The sequence below is a fragment of the Metabacillus indicus LMG 22858 genome (assembly GCF_000708755.2).
Taxonomy (GTDB): domain Bacteria; phylum Bacillota; class Bacilli; order Bacillales; family Bacillaceae; genus Bacillus_P; species Bacillus_P indicus.
Genome location: NZ_JGVU02000002.1, coordinates 1 through 19,581, shown reverse-complemented (window position 1 = coordinate 19,581; position 19,581 = coordinate 1). Strand labels below are relative to the sequence as shown.

At 44.0% G+C, this 19,581-nt stretch carries 21 protein-coding genes; 6 read left to right on the top strand and 15 right to left on the bottom strand.

All coding sequences use genetic code 11. The features are described 5' to 3' along the window. Positions 1-828, bottom strand: coding sequence for an alpha/beta fold hydrolase (locus AZ46_RS03285; protein ID WP_029285406.1), 828 nt, complete (start codon positions 826-828; stop codon positions 1-3). Between the two features lie 159 nt (positions 829-987). On the opposite strand from AZ46_RS03285, the gene AZ46_RS03280 reads away from it, so the two are divergent. Then, the gene (locus tag AZ46_RS03280) at positions 988-1,437 is read left to right on the top strand and encodes a hypothetical protein (protein WP_029285408.1); all 450 of its coding nucleotides are present in this window, start codon (positions 988-990) and stop codon (positions 1,435-1,437) included. Between the two features lie 490 nt (positions 1,438-1,927). Here the strand turns inward: AZ46_RS03280 and speE are convergent, their stop codons facing one another. From speE to AZ46_RS03260, 4 genes are read right to left on the bottom strand one after another with little or no spacing between them, the layout of a single operon-like run. Further along, complete coding sequence (speE, locus tag AZ46_RS03275) at positions 1,928-2,761, bottom strand: polyamine aminopropyltransferase (protein ID WP_029285410.1); 834 nt, start codon at positions 2,759-2,761, stop codon at positions 1,928-1,930. Positions 2,762-2,777: 16 nt separating this feature from the next. Beyond that, positions 2,778-3,092 carry a DMT family transporter gene (locus tag AZ46_RS03270; RefSeq protein ID WP_029285412.1) on the bottom strand — a complete coding sequence of 105 codons (315 nt, stop codon included), beginning with the start codon at positions 3,090-3,092 and terminating at the stop codon, positions 2,778-2,780. Beyond that, positions 3,092-3,436 (bottom strand): DMT family transporter, encoded by a 345-nt coding sequence (locus AZ46_RS03265; protein ID WP_029285414.1) that lies wholly within the window; start codon positions 3,434-3,436, stop codon positions 3,092-3,094. Before AZ46_RS03265 ends, AZ46_RS03270 begins: the two co-directional genes overlap by 1 nt. A gap of 18 nt (positions 3,437-3,454) precedes the next feature. Beyond that, complete coding sequence (locus AZ46_RS03260; protein ID WP_029285416.1) at positions 3,455-4,018, bottom strand: TetR/AcrR family transcriptional regulator; 564 nt, start codon at positions 4,016-4,018, stop codon at positions 3,455-3,457. Between the two features lie 226 nt (positions 4,019-4,244). Here AZ46_RS03260 and AZ46_RS03255 point away from each other — a divergent pair, with 226 nt between their 5' ends. Continuing rightward, positions 4,245-5,012, top strand: a complete 768-nt coding sequence (locus AZ46_RS03255) for a carotenoid biosynthesis protein (protein WP_235728198.1) — start codon at positions 4,245-4,247, stop codon at positions 5,010-5,012. A 113-nt stretch (positions 5,013-5,125) separates the two neighbouring features. Here the strand turns inward: AZ46_RS03255 and AZ46_RS03250 are convergent, their stop codons facing one another. The 5 genes from AZ46_RS03250 to AZ46_RS03230 all read right to left on the bottom strand — a co-directional run bounded on the left by AZ46_RS03250 (position 5,126) and on the right by AZ46_RS03230 (position 9,540). Beyond that, positions 5,126-5,551, bottom strand: a complete 426-nt coding sequence (locus tag AZ46_RS03250) for a ferritin-like domain-containing protein (protein WP_029285421.1) — start codon at positions 5,549-5,551, stop codon at positions 5,126-5,128. 65 nt (positions 5,552-5,616) lie between these two features. Next, on the bottom strand, positions 5,617-5,829 hold the full coding sequence (locus AZ46_RS03245; protein ID WP_029285423.1) for a hypothetical protein: 213 nt from the start codon (positions 5,827-5,829) through the stop codon (positions 5,617-5,619). Continuing rightward, positions 5,822-6,943, bottom strand: coding sequence for a GerAB/ArcD/ProY family transporter (locus AZ46_RS03240; protein ID WP_051865190.1), 1,122 nt, complete (start codon positions 6,941-6,943; stop codon positions 5,822-5,824). The genes AZ46_RS03245 and AZ46_RS03240 overlap by 8 nt, the downstream gene beginning before the upstream one ends. 12 nt (positions 6,944-6,955) lie before the next feature. Continuing rightward, on the bottom strand, positions 6,956-8,137 hold the full coding sequence (locus tag AZ46_RS03235) for a Ger(x)C family spore germination protein (protein ID WP_029285427.1): 1,182 nt from the start codon (positions 8,135-8,137) through the stop codon (positions 6,956-6,958). Then, a complete protein-coding gene (locus tag AZ46_RS03230; protein ID WP_051827408.1) occupies positions 8,134-9,540 on the bottom strand; it encodes a spore germination protein in 1,407 nt (468 codons plus the stop codon). The genes AZ46_RS03235 and AZ46_RS03230 overlap by 4 nt, the downstream gene beginning before the upstream one ends. Before the next feature lie 157 nt (positions 9,541-9,697). Between AZ46_RS03230 and AZ46_RS21850 the strand changes: the two genes are divergently transcribed. The 4 genes from AZ46_RS21850 to AZ46_RS03210 all read left to right on the top strand — a co-directional run bounded on the left by AZ46_RS21850 (position 9,698) and on the right by AZ46_RS03210 (position 13,094). Continuing rightward, positions 9,698-9,874, top strand: a complete 177-nt coding sequence (locus tag AZ46_RS21850; protein WP_158001679.1) for a hypothetical protein — start codon at positions 9,698-9,700, stop codon at positions 9,872-9,874. A gap of 62 nt (positions 9,875-9,936) precedes the next feature. Further along, entirely contained in the window at positions 9,937-10,653 is a 717-nt protein-coding gene (locus AZ46_RS03220; RefSeq protein ID WP_029285434.1) for a response regulator transcription factor, read from the top strand. After that, complete coding sequence (locus tag AZ46_RS03215) at positions 10,650-12,410, top strand: sensor histidine kinase (protein ID WP_029285436.1); 1,761 nt, start codon at positions 10,650-10,652, stop codon at positions 12,408-12,410. Before AZ46_RS03220 ends, AZ46_RS03215 begins: the two co-directional genes overlap by 4 nt. A gap of 120 nt (positions 12,411-12,530) precedes the next feature. Next, positions 12,531-13,094, top strand: coding sequence for a DUF4256 domain-containing protein (locus AZ46_RS03210; RefSeq protein ID WP_029285438.1), 564 nt, complete (start codon positions 12,531-12,533; stop codon positions 13,092-13,094). Between the two features lie 480 nt (positions 13,095-13,574). On the opposite strand, the gene AZ46_RS03205 is transcribed toward AZ46_RS03210, so the two are convergent. From AZ46_RS03205 to AZ46_RS03185, 5 genes are all read right to left on the bottom strand, one after another. After that, positions 13,575-14,963 carry a M48 family metallopeptidase gene (locus tag AZ46_RS03205; protein WP_029285440.1) on the bottom strand — a complete coding sequence of 463 codons (1,389 nt, stop codon included), beginning with the start codon at positions 14,961-14,963 and terminating at the stop codon, positions 13,575-13,577. Between the two features lie 137 nt (positions 14,964-15,100). Then, the gene (locus tag AZ46_RS03200) at positions 15,101-15,598 is read right to left on the bottom strand and encodes a fasciclin domain-containing protein (RefSeq protein ID WP_081870181.1); all 498 of its coding nucleotides are present in this window, start codon (positions 15,596-15,598) and stop codon (positions 15,101-15,103) included. A gap of 130 nt (positions 15,599-15,728) precedes the next feature. Beyond that, entirely contained in the window at positions 15,729-16,901 is a 1,173-nt protein-coding gene (gene yhbH, locus AZ46_RS03195; protein WP_029285444.1) for a sporulation protein YhbH, read from the bottom strand. A 344-nt stretch (positions 16,902-17,245) separates the two neighbouring features. Continuing rightward, positions 17,246-17,407, bottom strand: coding sequence for a hypothetical protein (locus AZ46_RS21845; RefSeq protein ID WP_158001677.1), 162 nt, complete (start codon positions 17,405-17,407; stop codon positions 17,246-17,248). A 120-nt stretch (positions 17,408-17,527) separates the two neighbouring features. After that, entirely contained in the window at positions 17,528-19,423 is a 1,896-nt protein-coding gene (locus AZ46_RS03185) for a PrkA family serine protein kinase (protein WP_029285448.1), read from the bottom strand. Positions 19,424-19,581: the final 158 nt, after the last annotated feature.

The window sequence follows — 19,581 nt, the reverse complement described above, 5'->3', positions numbered from 1 at the left end:
TTATTGCTCCCATAGAAAACGACCGACTTCCGCATCTACCTTTTTATTTTCATGAAGACCATTATGAGTTGCCTTTTTTGAAACGACAACATGCTCCCGGTACTGGCTCTTTTTAAGATAATCACCGAAGGCTGTTGCACTTTGAACTGAAACAAGTCCGTCGCCATCTTCTTTTTCACTGATTTTTCCTGCCAGTGAATAAACCTTGGTACGGGGATCGAACGCATTTTCTTCTGCATAGAGCTCCTGCAGGGCTTTGGAACCTGCAATCAGATCGTGTTCTTTTTCGTGGTACCGTTTTTCAAACACTTCCCTCTCAATGCCTTTGAACGGCGTTCCGATGGTGACAAGCTTCTCTACTTTCGGAAATTCTTTTTCCTGCTTTGTTTCCTGAATATAATTGACTGAAACAAGGCCTCCCATAGAGTGAGCGACAATGTTGACCTTGTCATAGCCGTATTCTTTCTTCAGCAGCTTCATGATGTTTCCAAGCTCAACGCTCGTATTTTCAAAATTGGCATCATTATCCTCAAAATACACCTGTATCATAGGGCGTTCAGCTTTTGTGATGTTCAGAGGTGTACACGCTGCCGTCCCTTTTTTGGATGTGCAAATATGCGTTTTTTCACCCCATTCATAGTCTGACTGAAAGCGGTCGAGCATGCCCTCGAACGAATTCACGGTTCCTCTGTATCCGTGTATAAAGACAGTCGGCGTCTGTTCGTCGCTCGCCCGGGTAGGCTCGTCCGGGCCCAGCACCTGAATGATCAGGATTGTTAAAAGAATGGCGGCTGCTGCGAATAAAGCGATATTTTTTTTAGAAGTCATAAAAAGTCCTTTCTTGACCTGGCTGTAAGGTTAAAATATACCCCAGGCTGCATGCGCATAAACTGGAAGGTTCATCCTGACGCTAACCACTATCTTTTGCTTCTTTCGCCTGTTTTAGGCGATAATAAAAGAAAGATTTGAAAGAGGAAGGTATTTGCTATGAAAAAACGGACTGCAGCTTTGCTGATTATGGCTTTTATGATTTTGTCTGCCTGCAACCGCCCGCAGATGAATAATGAAGAATACAGCATGCAGAGCATTTATAATGGAACATGGGTCGACAGAGTGAAAGTAAAGGAAGAAGGTAATTTTCTGATTGTGAACTTCCCTGAGGACGGGGGCCAGCTTGCTGAACTAACTCTCGGTTTAAAATCGAAGGACCGCAAAATTCTCAAGGAGCACAAAACAAAAACGACCATCCGCGGCAATGGCGATGGCCCGTTTACGATTGAAGTTCCTGCTCTCGAAAAACCTGTCGAAGGGACCATTTCCCTCCGCGGCGACGAAATCGTCGTCAGCATCAGCGGCCTGAATGAAAAACAGGAAAAAGAACTTGGCCTTCATAATGGCACAAGGCTTTACAGTAAAGTTGAATATGAGCTGAAATAAAAAATCCTGGCTGTAAGATGCCTATTAAAAAAACATACGGATTCCGCATGGGGATCTGTATGTTTTTTTGTTAGGCAATCATTCAATGCCCGTTCCCTTGCGCTCCAGTCACTTGCTATCCACGGGGATGACCTGGAGCCTCCTCGCTGCGCTTGCGGGGTCTCCAGTGCCCTCTTCATCCCATAGAAAAGCGGAAGCGCCCGTTTTGCTCCGGCAGTCAGATAAGAAATTACCCGAAAAGTCCGGGTCTGACTTTTTGGGGGATTCTGTTCTGACAGAGGAGCCTGAGCGCTGCAGCTGGACAAGGAGTCAAGTGCCTTCCGCTTCAGTCCACTGGAACTTTAAACGACTATTCAGGAAACAAGTGCCATCATTCCCCTCATATACGAAATCAACAAAAGTAAACTTTGATGAAATAAAAATGCAGGTCAAATTCATTTACAATTTAATCTGCATTTTTAGCATTATTAACTTTCCCTCGTGTGGAACATTATTTTGAATCAATAAGCTGTTTCACAAATTTGGGCAGCACAAAACTGGCATGATGAAGCTCAGGAGTATAATACTTCGTATCCATTTCCCTGATATGTTCCACTGTCACTTCCAACGGATCATATTTTTTGGATCCCAGGGTAAACGTCCACATGCCGCTTGGATATGTCGGGATGTTACATGTGTAAAGGCGAGTGATGGGAAATACCTCACCGGCATCCTTCATAACGTTTTTGATCAAGTCTGATTTGAACCAGGGGTTGTCTGTCTGAGCCACAAACATTCCATCGTGTTTAAGCGCCTTGGCGATACCTGCATAGAATCCTTTTGTGAATAAGCCCGCAGCCGGTCCAACCGGCTCAGTGGAATCGACCAATATGACGTCATAGACGTTTTCACTCTTGATGATGTGCTCGAAGCCGTCCCCAATCAGCAATTTCGCCCTGTAATCCCCGTAGCTTGAAGAAATCGACGGAAGATGTTTTTTGGAATATTCCACGACCTTGCCATCAATCTCTACTTGCATGATACTCTCAACACCTGGATGCTTCAGAACCTCTCTGATTGTACCGCCATCTCCTCCTCCTACAACCAGCACTTTTTTTGGAGAAGGGTGGGTGTTCAATGGGACATGCACAATCATCTCATGATAGACGAATTCGTCTTTTTCTGACGTCATCACCATTCCATCAAGTAAAAGCATGTTACCGAACTCTTCTGTTTCCAGCATATCCAGCTGCTGAAAATCCGTTTGCTCACTCTCAAGCGTCCGGCGTACTTTTCCTGTAATTCCAAAAGGCTTCGTTTGTTTCTCTGTAAACCATAATGACATTCTGTCCATCTCCCATTTAACTAATTAACTTCAACCCGATGGCCGCGCTCAACACCATGGCCATGAAAACAATCCTTAGTACGCTCTTTGATTCTCCGTAGAATAGTATGCCGACCATTCCCGACCCAACTGTCCCGATTCCGGTCCAGATGGCGTAGGCAGTACCCATAGGAAGAGTCTGCATCGATAAACTTAAAAACATGAAGCTGCATGCCAGTCCGATAACAAAGACAAGATAAGAAAATACACTTTTTTTCTTATTGATTAAATTTAATCCTGTAACACCGATGACTTCAAAAATCCCCGCAATAATAAGAAAGATCCATCCCATTACGATTCGCCTCCCTGTTCCTGACTATTCCCTGTCACAAGCTTAAGGCCTACAACGCCGATTAGGAGAACAAGTATCAAAAGGACTTTTGCCATTTGAAAAGGGACATTGAAGAAGACCATTTCTGCAAGGACAGTACCTGTCGTCCCAAGTCCGGCAAAAACGGCGTAGGCGGTCCCGACCGGGAGGGACATTTGTGTCGCCTTAATCAAAAACCCGAATGACAGGACGATTGCTGCGATTGTTGCAGTCCATGTCATAACATCTGATGAATGTTTCAATCCGATAACCCAGCCTACCTCGAAAAGGGAACCGAGCAAAACGAATGTCCATGCTTTGTTCATGATTACCACTCCTTTTCATTAATAAATACCTCGCCAAAATACTTCCAGCGAATGCTCCAAACGTTTTTCAAGACGGTCAGAGCGTCCGTACAGCAATTCAACCAGGAGCCCGTCCAGGATTGTCAGATAAGTAACCGCAGCTTTTTCACATGTTATCTCTCCTTGAAAGGGTCCATACTTTTCAAAAAGCTGATAAAAAAGAGACTCTAATCCCGTGATATATCTCTCAGTGCCCTCTTTTACTGACTCTTCCAGCTCAATAGGCGGAAAAAACGATGTCCTCAAAAAGAACTTCATATTTGAATTTTCCCCATAACGATTAAGATAATTTGAAAGGAATTGATCTAGCATGTCCCTGATTGAGCTTTCATTATCCATCAAATATTTTTCAATAAAGTCCAATTCATTTTGGACGGAATCGTTAAATGTTTGGATGAAAAGATCTTCCTTGCTTTTAAAATGCGAATAGATAGATTGTTTCTTAATACCGGCATTTTCTGATATGGCAGCAAGAGACGCCCCTTGATAACCATGAAGGGCAAATTGCTCCAGAGCGATTTCTTTTAATTGTTCAGATTTCATTCAAACATCTCCCTTACGACCGTTCGTAAGTTTATTTTAGCCAGTCTTTTCATGATTGTCAAACTTACGCATTCTCTCCTCAATAAAGGTAAACACAAAGTCGGTTATGCACGATTACGCGGACAGAGAACACATTTGGCCGGTGATAAATTTGACAGTTTGACAATGTATTTGACATGCTGAGTAGGAAGAAAAATAGAAAAGGAAATGATTGGGGAGTTGAAGGATGGAAGACCACCAGTGGAGGAAGAATGGGATGTTCATATTTCAGAAATATTTGTGGGTTTTCTTTAGCGTTTGGTTTTTCATCGGGCTGATTCTAGTCGGCTTTTCGATTTTACCGCCTTGGCTTGAATGGGCAAACACGGTATTTTTATTTGCTTCTGGTTTGTACGCCTCCTGCTATTTATGGACCGTGCTGCCAAAAGGGCGGTTCATTATTCCGTTTATTTTCTTTGGATCCATAGCCATTGAATCACTGGGTACTCATACAGGTCTTATTTTCGGTGAATACACGTATGAGGCGGATTTTGGACTGATGTTTATGGGTGTTCCCATCACGATGGGCCCCGCGTGGCTGTCAGTTATTGGGGCCAGTCTGGCATTTTCCAGATTATTTTCGTTTCCTCACCGGACCATAATTTTGGTTCCTCTGTTTGCGGTATGGCTGGACTTAGCCATCGATCCCGTCGCTGCCAACGTTAAGTCTTATTGGATCTGGGCTGAAGATGGATTGTATTATAATATTCCCTCCCAAAATTTCCTGGGATGGTATTTGACTGCACTTTTATTTGCAGTGGTCATATCCAAATTTGAGCAGAAAGCTACTATCGCAGAATTAGAGAGGAATAATCAGTACTTGTTCCTAATGCTGCACATCCTTTTTAGTTTTACAGCGTTTAATTCCGGTCTGTACGGCGTTTTGGCTGTTGGCCTGTCGTCAAGCATTTGCTATCTATTCTTAAGAAAACCCCATTTAAGCTTACGGAGGTAATGCTCCTCGCTTCTCTTTAGACTGATTTTATTGGTAAAGCTTGGTCATCCAATCATTTAAGTCTTTTAACAGCAAAAAAAATAGCAGGTGTAAACATTACCCTGCTGCCCTTTTTATTTATTCTTCACAAGATAAAAGAGAAACCAGACCGCATGGTTTTGTTCATCCACTGCCGCCCGTTTAAATGCTTCTTTAATATATTGCGTGCTGCCGCTGTCTGAGATTGTCATATAGAAGTCAACCGTTTCCTGCTCATCTTTAATAGCAGCGGTCAGTCCGGAAATGTAATCTGCCGGGCATTCTTCCGTCTGTTTCGGACTGTATGGCTGTCCGGTCAGACTTTGATAGATGCCTGCAAAGGTTTGATAGTGCTTTGCCTCATCCTGCCTGATTTCCTGAATGGTCTTTTTCTCTTCAGGTGTTTTTGCCTGGATGGCAAGCTTTTCATAACACTGGATGGCATTGTATTCGCCTTCCAGCGCTTTAGCGATATTCTTGATTTCATCCTGATTCTGCCTGTAATAATCGTAGTAATACATAACTCCCTCTCCCCCTTAGAAGGTCACTGTTCATAATATATTTTTCAAATGGGGGATTATGCCTGTCAAAGATCGTTCGGGACTTTGTATAGGTAGATGCCGATGATTGCTGCCCATAGGGAGAGTGAAAAATAATCATCAAGCTTCAAGGTTCCAAAGTAAAATTTGGCCTCTTTTAAAAAATCAGCCAGGTCTATCCCCTGAAGCAGGTCCAGCCCAATGGCCATTCCGAATAATCCGCAGAAGCTGAGCACGCCAAACATGATTTTTTTAACCACTTTTGCCACCTGCCGCCTGCCGCTTTGCAACAAAATCTTTTATCATGAGAGAAGCAAGCAGTAAAACCGGAAGTCCAATCTGAAACGGAAGATGAAGGTAATAAGGCACGACCTTGATTCCCTCCTCCATATGCTCGATATAATCTGGCGCAATCAGCACGGAAAGGAGGATGACGAAAATCCCGAATGTCAGCGATATTTGCTTCATCGTTAATGTCGGCATCGTCTCCTCGGCAATTCTCGTTGCTCCGTAAAAGAAGATAAATACCTTCATAAATCCTGTGACAATCATCAGGATGACGACGAACGAATCCAGTCTCTCAATGAAATCGGAAATGCTGACAAGCGATACGGTTGTAAGAATTGGAAACATTGATCTTTCAACCATCGCCGGCCCAAGAACGGCTACATGCAGAAAAGCAGTCGTTGTTAAAACGAATGTTACAAGGAGCAGGGATACAAATGTCAGTTTTACCGCCTTCTGTTTTTTGTCGAGAAGAGGATAAATCATTAGAAAAACAACCATTTCTCCGTAAGGAAATGTTAAAACAGTCGGAAACGCTGCATGCCAAACTGGCATCCATCCGTTTCCAAGCACAGGCTTTACATACTCGAGATGCACCAGGTTTGAAAGAACCTCGAAGAGAATAATCACAACAAACGGCGCCCAAATGAGAACAAATAGAATGATGTTCAGCTTAGCCACAACTTGAAACGATTTTAAGGAGAAGTAGATGACGCACAGGATCATAAAACTGTTGATGACGATCATGGATGTATCGTCGTAGGCGGAAATGATCAGGAGCTCACCGAAATCTCTGAGAACCCTTGCAGATATGTACAGAAAATAAAGCATATAAGCAAAACTGATGACCATGCCCGCATATTTTCCAAAGCCCTTTTTCAGCTGGTTTGACAGTGTCAATTCGGGATTTTTTTTCATAAGGACCAGGTAAAGGATAATGACCGGTATGGACAAAGTAAAGCCAAGAAGAATGGCAATCCACGCATCCTGCTTGGCTCCTTTCGCCGCATCAAGCAAGATGGCGCTTCCGATTTCAAATATAAAAATGGTGACGAGCAGCTGATTAGCTGTAATCGAAGGCCTTTGCATAATATCGATCCTTTAGTTTGAATTTGTAATGTTGCCTGTACGCTTAATTTCCGCCTCTGCTTTTACACGGACTTCCGCCCCGGAGAAAAGCTCTGCCCAAGAATCCTTAACACGCTTCCATTGATCCGGTTTGTTTCTGTACAGCACATCGTTGAACCCGTATATGTCTGTCTCCTGCTCCTGAGCCTCTTTTACCGCAGCCTCGACTTCTTCCTTTATCTTTTTTTCCAATTCTTTTTCATAGCCCGATATGATTTGTTTTTTAGTCATCTCTTTGTTCGGGCAGCCCAGACCGTCAATCTCTCCCTCAGCTTTTATGGAGATGCTCAGTTTTGCCTTGCCTTTTTCAACTGAAGTTTCTTTTTTGGTTTTTGCATACATGATCTTGATGGCTGTCTGATTTTCTTCATCACATGGAAGCATGACAAGAGCCTGCTTAATCCGGTTTTCAAGAAACAGGACACTGCGCTTATGCTCATCCTTCATCCAGTACAGTAATTTTCCGCCTTGGTCAAAAACAGCAAGACCTGACACAAGACTTGATTTAGGAGCTGCCTGCTCCAGATTTTCTTTTGTTGATGTTTTTTCTGTATAGTGAGGAGAGATGACACCGCTGATGATAGGGAACGTAGCTTCGCTGTCTTTTTTCACGAGAAAATCTTTGATAGTGACCGTCATCGTCGTTCCAAAGCCTTCTTCGTTCATTTTAAGCTTCCCTTTAATAGAATAAGCAGGAAGCTTGTTAATCATCGTGAGTGAATTCAGAATATGAAAAGCAGATTCTTTTTTTGCGATTACAATCGGAACGTTTTCTCGGATTTCCGTTTCCCGTTCAAGGGTATCAAGCAGAGGAAAAATCCCTCTTTCTGCAAGATCCTGCCCGACAACAATCAGGGCTATATGCGTGTAAAACGCTGTCCGGGACACTTGTCTTGCTGCATTTTCGAGTGCTTCTACAAAGGTTGGCCCGACACCTGTGTAGTTAACAATCGGAATGGATGAAGTGCCGCTTGTAGCACCGGTTATTGTAATGATTTCACTTGGATCAGCAATCTGCATGGTCACCTGATATCCTGTGTCCTCATAAACGTCCACTCCCAAAGAAAGAATCAGGGCAAGCTCATTCAATTCTCTCTGCGTTCCGCAGCTTGTAAGCATCAGGAGACTGCAGAACATGATCAACACCTTTTTCATAGAACATTCTTCCCGACTTTTTTTGATGATTGGTAGGTAAAATACGGCTTATCGAGTGATTTCAAGCTCATTAAGTGTCCAAACAGGACCATCATGGCAAGAAGCAGGCCGTAGAATCCGAGAAAATATGAAACGAACATAAAGATAAAACGCAGCAGCCTTGCAGTAGTAGCCAGGCTGTAATTTGGCGTTGTAAAGCTTGAAATCGCCGTAATGGATACAACGATGACGACCGCAGTCGACACAAGACCCGCTTCAACAGCTGTCTGGCCGATAACAAGCGCGCCGACAATTGATACGGCCTGGCCGATGGCTCTTGGCATCCGGATCCCTGCCTCCCGCAAGATTTCAAAGGTGGTTTCCATGAATAGCGCTTCAATCAAAGATGGGAAAGGAATGCCCTCTCTCTGTGCATAAAGGCTGAGCAGCAGGCTGTTTGGGATCAGTGCCTGGTGATGGGTAACGAGACCAATATAAATGGATGGTGCAAACAGGGACAGGAAAAAAGCGAAATAACGAAGGCCCTGCATGATTTTATCGATATTGAACTGCTGAAAGTAATCTTCAGTCGTTTGAAAAAAACTTCTGAATTCGACTGGACAGTATAAAACAAACGGCGTCCCGTCAACAAAAATCGCAATTCTTCCTTCCAGAAGATTAGTGACAATTTCATCCGGCCTCTCTGTGTGGCTGATGACGGGAAAAGGGGTCATCTGTTTGTTCTGAATCATCTTTTCAATATAAGCAGACTCGATAATAATATTGGGATCTTTCGCCTCAAGTTTTTCTTTTAGGGACTTCAGCGCTTTTTGATCCACTTTGTCATGTATGTACATCAGCTCCACATTTGTATGGGAGTACTTTCCTTCTTCAAGCTTTTCAAGGCACAGCTCTGCACTTTTCAGCCGCTTTCTGATCAGGGACGTATTTACCCGGATTTCTTCTATAAAACTGTCTTTCGGCCCCCGGATAACCGTTTGGGAGGTAGGTTCGGAGATTTCCCGCTTATCCCCTCCTGCAGTCGCTGCAGTTAAGCCGAGAGCAATTTGATCAAACAGCAGGATTGTGTTTCCGCCAAGAAGCTCCTGCATGATGTTCTCCCACTTTGTTTCGATATTAATGGAATCAATGGCAAGAATGGATTCCTTCAGTTCTTTCACAAATTCAGCTGATGCGTACTTTTGTTTGGCAGCAAGCGAATCAATCAGCGGCTTCAGCATAAATTCATACACTTTAAGGTCATCAGAAATGCCTTCAATCCTGAGCATGACCCCGCTTATGCCGGAATGCTGAAACGATTGAATTCTATGGATGATCAAGTCAGCGTTGATTTTGGCAAATGACTCGATATAATCCATATTTTCTTTTAAAACGCTCGAGATGGATCCTTCTTTTATGGCCATGTAACCACCGCATTTTTTTTTGTTAGTATGTGTTTTTCCTGCTAAGTTATGTACAGATACCCTGTTTTTAACAATTAAGAGAACTTTAAGGTTTTCATAACAGGAGAGAAAGCTTGGAGTGATAGACTGTATGAAAATGGATGAGGAGCTGGATCTTTTGAAGAATTTTTTGTGGTACGTATCGACTGCAGCGTGTCTGCTGCTGCTTTCAAGACATGTTGGATTGTCAGTTGTAAACGAGTATTACTGGTGGATCGCCTCTGTCTTTATCGCGGCACTCCTCGGCCAGTTCCTCTTCTGGGCTGCTGAAAAAAGAAAAGCGCCTGCCAAATAATTTTTCTTAACAAACACCCGGTAATGCATTATGGTAATGAGAGAAAGAAAGGGGGACATTCATTGTTTCAGAACTGCAAAGTATTATTGGTCGACGATGAAGAAGCAATACTAAAGCTCGTCCGGACCGTTATGCAAAAAGAAGGATTTACACATATAGATGAATGCCTGTCAGGCGCAGCTGCTCTGCAGGCTGTTGAAACGAAGGAATATGATCTGATTGTCCTTGATATCATGCTGCCTGATATCAGCGGATTTGATCTGTGTCCGCTGATCAAACAGAAAACGAATACGCCGATCGTGTTTCTGAGCGCCAAGAGCAGTGACCTTGATAAACTTTCCGGCTTCGCCTACGGCGCAGATGATTACATTACAAAACCGTTCAATCCTCTTGAGGTTGCAGCCCGCGCAAAAGCTCTTTTAAAACGGACGATGCCGCAGACCGCTAAGAAAACGGCAATTGAGGAAATCTATGAATATGACCGCTTCACCGTCAATGTGTCATCAGCCGAGCTATTCGTTGACCAAAAGCCTGTCGACTGTTCAGCCCAGCTGTTTCAGCTGCTGATCTTTTTCTGCAAGCACCCCAACCGGGTTTTTACAAAACATCAGCTCTATGAAAATGTCTGGAACGAGCATTATATGGTCGATGACAATACCGTCATGGTGCATATTCGCAAGCTTCGTGAAAAAATCGAAAAAAATCCAAGCCAGCCCTCCTACATAAAAACCATCCGGGGACTTGGCTATAAATTTGTTGATGATGGGCGAAGACAATGAATTTAAAAGGAAAGCTTACCCGTTTTTTTATTTTTCATATGATTGTCTGGTTTCTCCTCTTTATGACACTTGTCGGCATTTCGCTTGCCGTTTTGATCACGCAGGATTTTAACAACATGCTCGAAAAAGAAGTTAAGCGGATGGACCCCCTCTATATCGGAGATATCTTTGAAATGTCAGATGATAAAATCGCTCTTGACGACTCTGCCAAAAACGCCATAAAAAATCAGAACGGATGGCTGCAGGTCATTAATGAAAAAGGCAAGGTTGTCTACTCGTATTTAACACCTGACAACGTGCCGGCATCGTATTCTCTAAAAAACTTCTTTGACGATATTGATAAAGCATTCCATTATGACCAGACCTACTGGGTGCTTAACCAGGAGAAGGAATCGTATATTGTGCTTTACGGCAAGCACTCCGCAAATGCACACCTGATGACAAAGCTTGTGGAAGGCGGGATCCCTGCAGATGGAAAACCAGATCTTGCCGAGGAAGTCCGCAGCCTTTTTTCAGGCAAAAAAGCATGGCTCGCCGTCTATGATTCATCATCCAATCTGATCTATTCCTATAATGACAAAGGCAAAAAGCTTCCAAGCTATTTTGAAGTGATGGCATACAAAAAAGAACCGTGGAACCACAAAACGTCTTATTCAACGTATGCCGACCCTTCAACCGGATTCAAATACATTATCGGTTCTCCGAATAAGGAATACTTCCCGGATGAGCAGTATGACAATTCACTGATGACAGCACTGTTAAAGTGGATGATCATTTTTATTCTTTTTACTGCCGTTCTGTTTATCCTGATTTCCATCTGGTACTCGAATAAACTCGGCAAACCGCTGCTCCATATAATACTCTGGCTTGAAAATCTGGCGACCGGCAAATACGCCGAGCCTCTGACCAAACAGGGCATCCGGGCAAGCTCCAAGCAAAACGGAAAGCTGAGGAAATCATTTAAGATCTATCATGATATTATATTTTCGCTTAACGTCCTGACCTCTAATCTCATTCAAAAAGACAAGGACAGAGCGCTGATGGATGAAAAAAGAGAAGACTGGATCACGGGCCTTTCCCATGATTTAAAAACACCGCTGAGCTCGCTGTACGGGTATGCCTATATGCTGGAATCACAGCAGTACGACTGGTCAAAAGAGGAAGTGCGGGAGTTTGCCGGCATTATGAAAGACAAAGCAAGCTACATGACGTCCCTGATCGAAGATTTCAATCTAACGTACAGGCTGAAAAACAATGCCCTGCCGCTTGAAATTGAAGAACAGGAAATGAATGAGACGATCAGAAGATCCATCGTGCATTTCCTGAACGATCCGATGTATCAGGACCGCGAAATCGATTACCGGGCTTCAGAAGAAGAGATTTTTTACCCAATCGACAAACGGTGGTTTCACCGCATCATTGAAAACCTTGCCGCCAATGCCTTTAAACATAATCCCCCTTCAACAGAAGTGGAAATCTCACTGAAAAAAGGAGAGGATTCCTTCTCCATCTTGATAAAAGATACAGGAGTCGGGATGGATGAGGCCACCCGGAACAATTTGTTTGACCGCTATTTCAGGGGAACCAATACAGAAGAATCCACGAAAGGCACAGGTCTCGGTCTAGCCATTGCCAAACAGCTCGTCCACGCACACAACGGCACAATCAGCGTCCGGAGCGAAACCGGCAAAGGTACCGTGATTCACCTAGAATTCCCTCTGTCTCCTGATAAGAAAAAAGAGGAGCAAGACTTTTAAACGGAACATCTTTGGAACACGCCGTTATCGAGACGGTGTGTTTTTTTTTGAATTAAAATTTACTTCACCCGGACATTTGCTGTAAGCTGAAAACAGGAACTAAAATAAGGAGGAATCCGTATGACAGAAACAGTGAAAAAGGAATTGTCGCAAGAGGAAGAGAGCACTCTGCTTGACGTTCTGAATGAACGTTTTGAGCAAAACATGAACAGGCATCCCGGTGTGGAGTGGGCAGCCGTTCAGGCAAAGCTTTCTGCAAACCCTGATAAAATGTGGTCGCTGCATGAAATGGAACGAACAGGCGGAGAGCCGGATGTAATTGGTTTTGAGGATGATGAGTACCACTTCTGTGACTGCTCAGCTGAAAGTCCATCTGGCCGAAGAAGTCTTTGCTATGACCGTAAAGCCCTTGATGCACGTAAAAAGAACAAACCTGAAAACAGCATCATGGACCTTGCGGCTTCCATGGGCATAGAAGTATTGAACGAAGAGCAGTACCGCCGCCTGCAGGAATTTGGTCCTTTCGACAGAAAAACATCAAGCTGGATCCAGACACCGGCTGCTATTCGCGATCTCGGAGGCGCCTTATTCTGCGATTACCGGTACGGCCATGTTTTTGTGTACCATAACGGGGCAGACTCCTACTATGCGGCTAGAGGGTTTCGAGGGTTATTGAAGGTTTGAGATTAAAGAATACATGATTAAGGCCATCTGCGTGAAGATGGTCTTTTTTGGGGTTTGGGCTTTAATAATGTGGAGATTCGTTAACGAGCTTTGGAGCAGTTTTTAGATTGGAAGGTGAGATGTAAGTGTTCTATTCGGGGTTTTGGAACACTTTCCGGTGTGGAGTGTGAGGAGTAAGTGTTCTATTCGAAGCTTTGGAGCACTTTCAAGGGTGGAGTGGTGAGAGTAAGTGTTCTATTCCGGGCTTTGGAGCACTTTCAAGGGTGGTGGGGTGAGAGTAAGTGTTCCATAATAACGTCCCAGATCGTTTTACAGTTTCGCAGGGTACGATTCAAGCGTTTCCATACCCTCCCAAATCGTTTTACAGTTTAGCAGGGTATGATTGCTCTGTATACCTATTATTACCCGCGCATTTCCCATAATAAAGAGCGCAAATCAGCTATGATTTGCGCTCCAATCATTTTCTATGAAACTGACAGTCTACTGATATAAAAGAGCCGTAATTTCATTCAGCTCGGCATCCTCCGCAATGGACTGGGCAGATTCGTCTTCACTCGTGACATAAAAAGGATCGGCTCCGGCTTTAATCAGTAGCTCAACCATGTCTGCATCTTCCTGGTATACTGCCGTGGTCAGGGGTGTTTGGCCGTAGCCGTCTTCCTGATTGATGTCTGCCCCTTTTTCAATCAGCAGGTTGGCGAGATCAAGGTTACCAAGTGAGATAATATCCACAGTGGCAATATCTCCTTCCTCTGACACCAAGTCCGGATCCGCCCCGTTTTCAAGAAGCAGGGCAATCATGTCATCATAGCTTTCGGCCTCTTCTTCGAATTCAAGGTCGTAGTTCGCATAAACGGCATACATGAGAGCCGTCATGCCGGACTCGTCCTGAACATTGACGTCCTCTCCCTGCTCAATCAGTTCGCGGGCACGGTCGTAGTCATTTTCAGAAGCAGCTGCCATCAGCTCGGTTGTTCCCTCGCTGTCAAGAACGAAGTCGCTGTAAAGACCCGTAGTGGAAAGAAAACTGAATAGAACGGCCCCGCCCGCTCCAAGAAGGACAACAAGGGCAACGGCACCAGCCAGACCTGCTTTAAAAAGTGCGGTCGTTTTAAACGATACAGCAGGATTCGTCCCGCCGAAAACCTGATTCAGACGGAAGATTCTCTTTGGCAGAGCTGGATGCGTTGAAATTTTTTCACTGAACCAGACGAAAAAATGTTTCTCCCTGCTGCTGTCTTCCAGATAGGCTTCTTCATTCACATGTTTGTACAGCTCAGGTCCCGCAGCAAGAATCGTGAGTGCGCGCTTTGAAGCTTCCAGATCCTCTGTACATGCATGTGCCATCGCATCACATGTATACTCGCAGGCTCTTGAATAGGCACTTCCGAGAAACGGAATCCAATTCCCGAATAACACAAGGAAATTTTTCAAAATATGATTTCTTTTAATATGGGCAAGCTCATGCGCAATGACAAAATCAAGCTCCTTTTGTGCGCCCTTTACATGCAAATCGGCTATTCCAGAGTAGAGAGTCACCATGTTTTTACCGAAAAAACGGGTAGCAAATGCATTCAGCATACCGTCTGACTGCACAATAAAAACATCCGGAAGCTTTTTCACCTGCATAACTTCAGCAATTTCCTTCACCCTTGCATGGATTTCAGGAAACTGCTTTTCCGTAACTTTTACGCCGTTTCCACGAATTAAACCTGTGTTGATCCAGTGGGCAATCAGAGGAATAAGGATAAAAGGAAGCAGAATCAGGAGTCCTACTCCTGTGAAAATAAACAATAAGTACATTGGGATTGTAACTAAAAGCAGCAATATAAAATAAATTTCTTCTTTTCTATGAACGTAGACTGACATTTTCTCCTCCGTTATATGTGTTATGGACTATCCTATTTTACCTAGATTTCAAGAATATGGGAAGAGGTTTTTGGTGCCCGTTCAAAATAAAAAGCACTTCTCCCATAAGAAGAAATGCTTTTACTGAAAGCTTGTATCTAAGGAATCAATACCGTATCAATAACATGAATAACTCCGTTAGAAGCCTCAATATCCGGTTTTACAACAGTGGAATTGTTCACCTTCACAGGATCAAGAGTAATAGTCACTTCTTTCCCTGCAAGAGTTTTCGCTTTCATGCCGTCTTTCAGATCACTTGAAAGGACTTTTCCGGAGAGAACATGGTACAGAAGAATATCTTTTAAATCTTCTCTGTTCAATAACTCCTCCGCGGTAATGTTCAAATCCTTCAGAAGCTTTTCGAATGCCTGATCCGTAGGGGCAAAAACTGTGTATGGCCCTGCTTCCTTAAGTGTGCTGACCAAGCCCGCTTTCTCCAGTGCTGCCGCAAGGATTTTAAAATCTCCTGCCGCTGCCGCTGTATCCACGATATCCTTCTGGCCGCCACCGCCGCCGGTTTCAGCAGCAAACGCACCTGTCGAAAACGACAGAGCCATAGTGAGAATCATCAATACCCCAAGCCACTTCTTTTTCATAACCATTCCTCCTTTAATAAATACATCTGCCAGCTTACTTATGTAAGTGCCGCCATGAGTATTATTTTTCAACGGCAGGAATTTATACAAAAATTGGAACAAAAAAAGAAGACGGAATTCGTCCTCTTTTTTAGGCATACATCTGTTCTTCTTCTTTTCTGAAGAAGCCTTTCATCGCGTGAAACACATCGGCTTTTTGCTTGAGGATATAGTGGCGGAAACGTTCATCAGAGATATTTTTATAAGCGGACATGAGAGTAGAGTGGCGGTTGTACTGATTGACTTCCCCGTAGCCGAACATATTGGAAACCTTCATCAGCTCACCCACAAGCTTTACGCAGCGGGCGTTGTCGGAAGTCAGGTTATCACCGTCTGAAAAGTGGAAAGGATAAATATTATAGCGGCTTGGCTGATACTTCTCTTCAATGATCTCAAGTGCTTTCCGGTAGGCAGATGAACAAATGGTCCCTCCGCTTTCCCCTTTAGAAAAGAAATCATCCTCTGAAACAACCTTAGCTTCTGTATGATGGGCGATAAATTCAATGTCCACCTTCTCATACTTCGAGCGGAGAAATCTTGTCATCCAGAAGAAAAAGCTCCTGGCCATATATTTCTCCCAGATTCCCATCGAACCGCTCGTATCCATCATCGCGATGACAACGGCACGGGATTCGGGCTTTGATACTTCATTCCATGTTTTAAACTTCAGATCCTCCGGGTAAATCGGATGAAACTTAGGTGCGCCGGACATTGCGTTCCGTTTATACGCAGAAAGCATGGTTCGTTTCTTATCGATATTCCCCATTAATCCTGTTCTTCGAATATCATTGAACTCGATATTTTCTACAATAATCTGATCCATTTCTTTTCTCTTCAAATTAGGCAGCGCAAGTTCGCTGAAAAGAGCTTCTTCAAGCTCCAGCATGCTGACCTCAGCTTCGTAGTAATCTTCGCCTGCCTGGTCTCCAGCTCCCTGGCCTTTGCCCGGACCGTTCGCGTTTTGCGGGGAACCGTCGCGTGCAACGACATCACCGACTTTGCTTTCCCCGTCCCCCTGGCCGACATGTTTGTTTTTATCATAATTGTATCTGATTTTATATTCATCCAGTGACCTGATCGGAATTTTCACTACATCTTTGCCGTTTGACATCACGATATTTTCTTCTGTAATCAAGTCAGGCAAATTGCTCTTAATCGCTTCCTGAACCTTCTCCTGGTGACGTTTCTGATCATCATGGCCTTTGCGGTGGAGGGACCAATCTTCATTCGAAATGACAAAGTTGCGCCCATTTCCTATACTCATCTTCTACTCTCCCCCTCCAAAAATTATTTTGGAATGATTCTTCACCAAACTGCACCTATATACATACAATAGCTTTGGGTCGATTTCCGGTGTTGTTTAGATTACTCTATCCTATGCTGAAAAAAGAGATAATTGACAAATAATTTAGAAAATTAGGCTTGACCCTATTAAAAATAGACAAGTCTCATGATGCATAATTATTTACATACACCTTGTCACTATTCAGAACGGTCGCATGTTTCCGGTATTCCTCATAAATCTTTCTGCATATTTTTGTAAACTGATCGGAATGAACAAGATAAAAGACAGAAAAAAACTCTCTGGCACAAATGTGTCAGAGAGTTCTATTTGTCTTCTTTGTGCTGAACCGGATCAGGTCTTTTGCCTTCCTTCTCAAGTTCTTTGTTTGTTTTCATATGTTCCATAATTTTGGAGTGCTCGACCAGATCCTTCATGTCGCGCACCATTGTGCCGTTTTCTGTTTCCGTCTCAGTCTTCTTTGTCATGAAAACCACCTCCGATGCTTCTAGTTTTCCCGCAAGAGGAAAAGTTGAAACATGATGGCTGTATCCTCTTTTCTCTACTACAAAGCTGAAAAGCCGGACTCCCATGCCCGGCTTTTCCCGTTATCTGTTTAAGAGACTTCCCACATACCGCAGCAGATCATTTGCAGACGTAGAATTGTAGCCATGCTCATCAATCAGCCTCTTAACGACTTCATTGATTTTCTTCAGCTGCTGCTCATCCGGCGTTTTCGAAGATGTTGTAATCTTCACTACATCCTTCAGATCGGCAAACAGCTTTTTCTGGATCGCTTCACGGAGGCGTTCATGCGAGTTGTAATCAAATCGTTTTCCTTTGCGGGCATAAGCTGAAATCCGGATAAGAATCTCTTCACGGAACGCCTTTTTCGCATTTTCGGAAATGCCGATCTGCTCTTCAATTGAGCGCATGAGCTTGTCGTCCGGATTCATTTCCTCGCCAGTCAGCGGATCGCGAATCTTATTTTTATTGCAGTAAGCTTCCACGTTGTCGAGGTAGTTATCCATCAATGTTTTTGCAGACTCTTCGTACGAGTAGACGAATGCTTTTTGCACTTCTTTTTTCGCAAGATCATCGTACTCTTTTCTCGCAACAGAGATGAAGTTCAAGTACCGCTCGCGGTCTTCATTAGAGATGGATGCGTGCTGATCCAGCCCCTCTTTCAGCGATCTTAGGACATCGAGCGCATTAATCGACGGAATTTCCTTACGGATAATGGTAGAGGAAATCCGGTTGATGACATACCGCGGATCGATTCCGCTCATCCCTTCATCCACATGCTCCTTCTGCAGCTCTTCCACATCGACCGTGTTGTAGCCTTCCACATTCTCGCCGTCGTACAGGCGCATCTTCTTCACAAGATCAATGTCACCGCGCTTTGGATCTTTTAATCTTGTTAATATAGTAAACATTGCCGCAACCCGCATCGTATGCGGTGCAATATGAACATTTGAAACATCGCTTTCCATAATCATTTTTTCATAGATTCGCTCTTCTTCAGAAACCCTCAGGTTATACGGCACAGGCATCACGATGATCCGTGAATGCAGCGCCTCATTCTTCTTGTTGGAAATGAAGGAGCGGTACTCTGTTTCATTCGTGTGCGCAACAATCAGCTCATCTGCAGAAATGAGGGCAAATCTTCCCGCTTTAAAATTGCCTTCCTGTGTCAATGAAAGCAGATGCCAGAGGAATTTCTCGTCACACTTCAGCATCTCCTGGAATTCCATCATTCCGCGGTTTGCCTTGTTCAGCTCCCCGTCAAAACGGTACGCACGCGGATCAGACTCTGACCCGAACTCCGCAATCGTCGAAAAGTCAATGCTCCCTGTTAAATCAGCTATATCCTGGGATTTAGGATCAGATGGGCTGAACGTTCCAATTCCAGTCCGTTTATCTTCCGAGAAAAAGATCCGCTCAATCATCACATCTTCAATCCGTCCGCCGTACTCCTGCTCAAGCCTCATCAGGTTCAAAGGCGAAAGATTTCCTTCGATCCGTATGCCGTATTCGTCAAAGAAGTCTTCTCTCAGATGATGGGGAATTAAATGCAGAGGATCCTCGTGCATCGGGCAGCCTTTAATGGCATAAACAGCACCGCGGTCAGTAAGGGAATACGATTCAAGACCTCTCTTCAGCATCGTCACAAGCGTGGACTTACCGCCGCTGACCGGCCCCATCAGCAGCAGGATCCGCTTGCGGACATCCAGCCGTTTGGCAGCCGGATGGAAGTACTCCTCCACAAGGCGTTCAAGAGAATCTTCAAGCCCAAACAGTTTATGATCAAAGAACTTATAGCGCTTTGACCCGTTTTCTTCCTCTATACCGGCATCTTTGATCATATTGTAAACTCGTGAATGAGCCGATTGTGCAACCCATGGCTGTTCTTTCAGCATCTCTAAATACTCAACGAAGGTTCCTTCCCACTTCAGTCGCTGTTCATCTTCTCTGTACTTTTCAACTTTTTTTAAGATATCCATAAGGACCTCCTCCATCATTGGTGATACTTGAGCGCGATTAATACACTTTATGCGAGGATGTCCTTTAACATTCTAAAATTAATTAGAAAAGCGGAGACGACTGTTCAGGCCTGGCAGTCAGATAAGAAATCACCGGAAAAGTCCGGGTTTGACTTTTT

Coding starts and splice junctions, on each gene's coding strand:
- AZ46_RS03285 (WP_029285406.1), bottom strand. CDS start 828: ATGACTTCTAAAAAAAATATCGCTTTATTCGCAGCAGCCGCCATTCTT.
- AZ46_RS03280 (WP_029285408.1), top strand. CDS start 988: ATGAAAAAACGGACTGCAGCTTTGCTGATTATGGCTTTTATGATTTTG.
- speE (WP_029285410.1), bottom strand. CDS start 2,761: ATGTCATTATGGTTTACAGAGAAACAAACGAAGCCTTTTGGAATTACA.
- AZ46_RS03270 (WP_029285412.1), bottom strand. CDS start 3,092: ATGGGATGGATCTTTCTTATTATTGCGGGGATTTTTGAAGTCATCGGT.
- AZ46_RS03265 (WP_029285414.1), bottom strand. CDS start 3,436: ATGAACAAAGCATGGACATTCGTTTTGCTCGGTTCCCTTTTCGAGGTA.
- AZ46_RS03260 (WP_029285416.1), bottom strand. CDS start 4,018: ATGAAATCTGAACAATTAAAAGAAATCGCTCTGGAGCAATTTGCCCTT.
- AZ46_RS03255 (WP_235728198.1), top strand. CDS start 4,245: ATGGAAGACCACCAGTGGAGGAAGAATGGGATGTTCATATTTCAGAAA.
- AZ46_RS03250 (WP_029285421.1), bottom strand. CDS start 5,551: ATGTATTACTACGATTATTACAGGCAGAATCAGGATGAAATCAAGAAT.
- AZ46_RS03240 (WP_051865190.1), bottom strand. CDS start 6,943: ATGCAAAGGCCTTCGATTACAGCTAATCAGCTGCTCGTCACCATTTTT.
- AZ46_RS03235 (WP_029285427.1), bottom strand. CDS start 8,137: ATGAAAAAGGTGTTGATCATGTTCTGCAGTCTCCTGATGCTTACAAGC.
- AZ46_RS03230 (WP_051827408.1), bottom strand. CDS start 9,540: ATGGCCATAAAAGAAGGATCCATCTCGAGCGTTTTAAAAGAAAATATG.
- AZ46_RS03215 (WP_029285436.1), top strand. CDS start 10,650: ATGAATTTAAAAGGAAAGCTTACCCGTTTTTTTATTTTTCATATGATT.
- AZ46_RS03210 (WP_029285438.1), top strand. CDS start 12,531: ATGACAGAAACAGTGAAAAAGGAATTGTCGCAAGAGGAAGAGAGCACT.
- AZ46_RS03205 (WP_029285440.1), bottom strand. CDS start 14,963: ATGTCAGTCTACGTTCATAGAAAAGAAGAAATTTATTTTATATTGCTG.
- AZ46_RS03200 (WP_081870181.1), bottom strand. CDS start 15,598: ATGAAAAAGAAGTGGCTTGGGGTATTGATGATTCTCACTATGGCTCTG.
- yhbH (WP_029285444.1), bottom strand. CDS start 16,901: ATGAGTATAGGAAATGGGCGCAACTTTGTCATTTCGAATGAAGATTGG.
- AZ46_RS21845 (WP_158001677.1), bottom strand. CDS start 17,407: ATGACAAAGAAGACTGAGACGGAAACAGAAAACGGCACAATGGTGCGC.
- AZ46_RS03185 (WP_029285448.1), bottom strand. CDS start 19,423: ATGGATATCTTAAAAAAAGTTGAAAAGTACAGAGAAGATGAACAGCGA.